Here is a 750-nt window from a genome sequence, read left to right as displayed (position 1 = left end):
GAATAATTGCCTCACGATTAGCATTGACGTTACCTATAATCATTGAAATAAATTTGCCCCAATCAAACCGACTCGATGAACTGCTCGATGTGCGATACGCAATCGGCGATCTGCTATGCAGTGCCTTCGGCATCGCACTGGGGTGTTGAGTCCGTCGGCTGCAAACCCTGGTTAGGCAACTGATAGCCGTTTGACTTTGATATTGCCAATTGTCTGCTCTGCTTGCCATAGATCGTATTGCATTTGCTGATTGAGCCAACTTTCAGGAGATGTATCGAAAGCTTTCCCTAAGCGAATTGCCATTTCGGGGCTAATACCTGCCCTACCATTTAAGATGGCAGATAGGGTTTTTCGACTTACACCCAATGCTTCAGCAGCCTCAGTCACAGTCAGATTCAAAGGTTCGAGACAAAGTTCTTTAAGAACTTCACCAGGATGTGGTGGATTATGCATTTTCATCAGTGGTAGTCCTCAAGATCGACATCACAAGCATCAACACCGTCAAAGGTGAAAGTGATCCGCCAGTTTCCAGATACTCTCACCGTCCAGGTTCCTTTACGTTGCCCTGCCAGTTCTTGAAGTACCAATCCGGGCAAGTTCATGTCTTGCGGTGAAGTTGCAGCACTGAGACGAGCCAGAATCAGCCGAATTCGTTTGGCTTGACACTCTCCGCCCTAAAAGTGCGGAGATTCTTGGGCTGAATCCTGCCTCTACTAGCAAAGCTAATTTTGGTCTTACAGCTTCATGTCT

2 protein-coding genes are annotated in these 750 nt (G+C 46.9%); both read right to left on the bottom strand.

Annotated elements, in window-relative coordinates:
• Positions 1 to 171: 171 nt before the first annotated feature.
• Complete coding sequence (locus BGL89_RS01650) at positions 172 to 453, bottom strand: HigA family addiction module antitoxin (protein ID WP_260441289.1); 282 nt, start codon at positions 451 to 453, stop codon at positions 172 to 174.
• Between the two features lie 5 nt (positions 454 to 458).
• Complete coding sequence (locus BGL89_RS01645; protein WP_502692591.1) at positions 459 to 650, bottom strand: type II toxin-antitoxin system RelE/ParE family toxin; 192 nt, start codon at positions 648 to 650, stop codon at positions 459 to 461.
• Between the last annotated feature and the right edge of the window lie 100 nt (positions 651 to 750).

The organism is Microcystis sp. LSC13-02 (assembly GCA_002282935.1).
Taxonomy (GTDB): Bacteria; Cyanobacteriota; Cyanobacteriia; order Cyanobacteriales; family Microcystaceae; genus Microcystis.
Note: the sequence above shows the minus strand (reverse complement) of the source record. Positions and strands in the feature narration are given on the sequence as shown.

Coding starts and splice junctions, on each gene's coding strand:
- BGL89_RS01650 (WP_260441289.1), bottom strand. CDS start 453: ATGCATAATCCACCACATCCTGGTGAAGTTCTTAAAGAACTTTGTCTC.